Origin of the sequence: Chamaesiphon sp. VAR_69_metabat_338, from assembly GCF_031423935.1 — a bacterium.
Lineage (GTDB): Bacteria > Cyanobacteriota > Cyanobacteriia > Cyanobacteriales > Chamaesiphonaceae > Chamaesiphon.
Map to the genome: position 1 here is coordinate 1 of NZ_JANPGM010000209.1, position 2771 is coordinate 2771.

General features: G+C 52.3%; 4 protein-coding genes. All 4 read left to right on the top strand.

The genetic code is table 11. From position 1 onward, the window contains the following. The first annotated feature begins 102 nt into the window (after window positions 1-102). The 4 genes from RMO84_RS06115 (at window position 103) to RMO84_RS06130 (ending at window position 2705) form a co-directional block, all read left to right on the top strand. Window positions 103-699 (top strand): DUF2382 domain-containing protein, encoded by a 597-nt coding sequence (locus RMO84_RS06115; protein WP_310487587.1) that lies wholly within the window; start codon window positions 103-105, stop codon window positions 697-699. A gap of 23 nt (window positions 700-722) precedes the next feature. Continuing rightward, a complete protein-coding gene (locus RMO84_RS06120) occupies window positions 723-1634 on the top strand; it encodes an NAD(P)-dependent oxidoreductase (protein ID WP_310487588.1) in 912 nt (303 codons plus the stop codon). Window positions 1635-1672: 38 nt separating this feature from the next. After that, window positions 1673-1885: a hypothetical protein gene (locus RMO84_RS06125; protein WP_310487589.1), complete on the top strand. Its 213-nt coding sequence runs from the start codon at window positions 1673-1675 to the stop codon at window positions 1883-1885. A 61-nt stretch (window positions 1886-1946) separates the two neighbouring features. Continuing rightward, window positions 1947-2705 (top strand): SDR family NAD(P)-dependent oxidoreductase, encoded by a 759-nt coding sequence (locus tag RMO84_RS06130; RefSeq protein ID WP_310487590.1) that lies wholly within the window; start codon window positions 1947-1949, stop codon window positions 2703-2705. Window positions 2706-2771 lie beyond the last annotated feature (66 nt).

The following is a 2771-nucleotide window of genomic DNA, read 5'->3' on the forward strand; positions in this document are numbered from 1 at the left end:
CGATTGAGTCTGGGCGGAGCGAGTCGCTCCGCCCAGACACACAGGCGATCGCCAGTAAAATTTTTCGAGATATTAACATAAAAAATTATTTTGGAGTCGCCCGTGATTTTAGATAGATCTAGAGACAACCAGCCACAACCAACATCAGTCACTTCAACTAATGTCCTCACCGAAGACATTATTTATTTGTTAGAAGAACGCTTGATGGTCGATTTGACTAGGCACAAGACGGGCGAGATCGTAGTACGCAAGGAAGTTGAGACGCAGACTTTGCATGTAGAAGTACCAGTACGGCGCGAAAAGCTGATCGTCGAACAAGTCAGTCCTGAATATAAACTCCTAGCTCAAGTCGATCTCGGTCGCTCGGAGATTGGCGGCACGCCAGCATTTGTCAATCATGATGAGGCGATTTTGGTCAGTGCCCAACCCAAACAGCTCCCGCTCGATCGCGTTAAGAATGGCACCCGCACTCGCGAACTTGACGAGCCTAATACTGTCAGCGGCACAGTTAATACACCCCAAGCAGCAATCGATCTTTTGACAGCATTAGGGCAACTGGCTGAGGACGATATCCAGGCGGTGAGGATCGAAATCGCGCTGACAGAGCGTACCAATCGCGATCGATATCAAGCAATATTCAATCGATCGAGCGGCGAGCCTGAATCGTTTACCGATCGCACGCTACGCGAACGCAACTAGGTCAAAAATTCCGGAGCAATGGCATGAGTCAAACTGACAAATCGATCGGCTTTATCGGTCTGGGTGCGATGGGGCTGCCGATGGCGCGCAATCTCATCAAAGCTGGGTACCAGCTCCGCGTTTATAATCGCACCAAAAGCAAAGCCGACGAACTCATCGCCCTCGGTGCTGAATTTGCCGACACTCCCGCTGGCGTGGCCGCGCCAGATGGCATCGTCGTCACGATGGTCGCCAATGATGCCGCGCTCGCTGAAATCGTCACTGGTAAAGCTGGTTTCGGCCACACCTTGGGGCCAAATGGCATCCATCTATCGATGAGTACGATCTCACCCCAATTAGCGCGCTCGATCGCCGATGTTCACGATCGAACAGGCGCGGCATATGTAGCAGCTCCCGTATCGGGGCGTCCTGACGCGGCAGCCGCCCAACAACTGACGATGTGGGTTTCGGGTGCCCAAGCCGCCCAAGAGCGCGTCGCGCCGATGATAGCGGCCATGGGGCGCGGTAGCTCGGACGTGGGGACAGATCCGGCTGCCGGACATATTGCCAAATTAGCGGCGAATATCTTGGTCATGAATACGGTCGAGATCTTGTCAGAAGTGCTCGTCTTTGCCGAGCAAAGCGGCCTCGATCCGCAAGTATTTGCCGAGGCGATTACCAATACCTTATTTGCCGCACCGATTTTCAAAACTTACAGCGGCATCCTCACCAGCGGCAACATCCCCAATCCGGGGTTCAAACTGTCGCTAGCACTCAAAGACATCAATCTCGCCCTAGATGCTGGCGAAATGGCCGGGGTAACGCTACCAATTGTTAGCATTCTACGCGATCGATTATTGACCGGCGTAGCCAAAGGTCGCGGCGACCTCGATCTGACCGTCATGCAACAAAGCGTCCGCGAAGATGCGGGGCTATCGCCGACAATTACCCATTAGTTTAATCAAATCAACCAGATTGGAAGGAGACAATCCCCATGAATTATGCCGAGTTCATCGATGAAGTTAGCCTCGCCGAACAAGCCGAAAATTTAGGTAGGATGGCGATGATGATGGGATTGATTCCGAGCTTTGTCGTCAGGCATTTTCCCGATAGTTGGGAGTTTTATATTCCCGATGAGACTGGCAATCGACTCACGCCAGAAGAAGCTTATTTACATCTCAATCGTCTAGTCGATTCCCAGAATTAAAGATGAGCGGATCGATCGCCATCTCATCGATTAATTAGTTACTACGATTGAGGTCTATTTAATGAATGCAACTGCTCCGGCTCGCAAACGGGCACTGGTTACTGGTGGTAATAAGGGGATTGGCTTGGCAATTTGTCAAGGTTTACTCGCAGCGGAATTTGAAGTGATTTTGGCAGCTAGATCGATCGACAAAGCCAAAACCGCGCTGGAGAAATTACAATCCGTTGGCAGAGCCTCTCTGCGCAGGCAGACGCTTCGCGAACGGAACGAGAATCGCGTCCATCCGCTGATTTTAGATGTCGCTGACGATGAATCGATCGAGCGTGCCGCCCAAGATTTTGGCACACATTTCCCCCAGCTCGACGTGTTAATTAATAACGCTGGCATTTATCCCGATGAAGATGTCAATATCCTGACAATCGATCGGGAATTACTCGATCGCACCATGAATACCAATACCTTTGGTGCAATTCGGACGACCCAAGCCTTCTTACCCCACTTATCAAAATCCCCAGCAGCGCGGGTAATTAACGGCTCCAGCGGCTTAGGAGCCTTGGCCGGAATAGCTGCCGAGTCGCCCAGCTATTCCCTCTCCAAACTCGCTCTCAACGGTGCCACCATCATGCTGGCTGCCGCCCTCAAACCCCAAAAAATTGCGGTCTATTCTATGTGTCCGGGCTGGGTGCGCACCGATATGGGCGGTACCTCGGCATCGCGATCCCCCGAGCAAGGCGCAGATACCGCCATCTGGTTAGCCACCGCTGCCACCCCCGACTTCAGCGGCAAATTCTTCCGCGATCGTCAAGAAATTCCCTTCTAAGAGCGGGTGTTTGAAAAGTCAAGTTCGTTACTTTGAAACCCTAGAGGATCCCCCCTAGCCCCCCTT